We start from the raw sequence: 433 nt of genomic DNA on the forward strand, positions 1-433 counted from the left end.
CAGGGTCGCCTGGTTGCTCAGGGTCACGGTAAAGGCCATGCCCGCCGGGTGACTCAAGGTCCCGGTCACGGTTGCCGTGCCACTGCCTTCGTTGACGCTGATGTCACCCAGGCTCAGGCGGGTGCTGTCACCTTGCCCGTTCGGCTCATCGGTCACGGTGACCTGGGTGGCGGTCGGATCCAGCACCAAGTGCTCGAAGGTCTCGCCGCCCGCCGTCACCTCGACGCCGGTGATCTGGTTGGCGATGGCCGGCTGCCCGCCGACCAGCGGATCGTCGGCCACCGTCACCGGCGCACTGCTGCCGCTGATCGCTCCGTTCGCAATGGTCACCGTCTCGCCGTTATCCAGGGTAAAGGTCAGGCCGCCATGCTGGCTCAGATCCATGCCTGCCGGTCCGGTCAGGGTCACGGTATAGCTGATGCTATCGCCCTCG

The 433-nt window shown here is 66.5% G+C and carries 1 protein-coding gene; it reads right to left on the reverse strand.

The annotated features are described in order from the left end of the window. A partial coding sequence (locus ABD827_RS02975) for an immunoglobulin-like domain-containing protein (RefSeq protein ID WP_344962204.1) occupies positions 1-433 on the reverse strand: 433 nt, incomplete at both ends.

This window comes from Oceanisphaera sediminis, assembly GCF_039539745.1.
Taxonomy (GTDB): Bacteria; Pseudomonadota; Gammaproteobacteria; order Enterobacterales; family Aeromonadaceae; genus Oceanimonas; species Oceanimonas sediminis.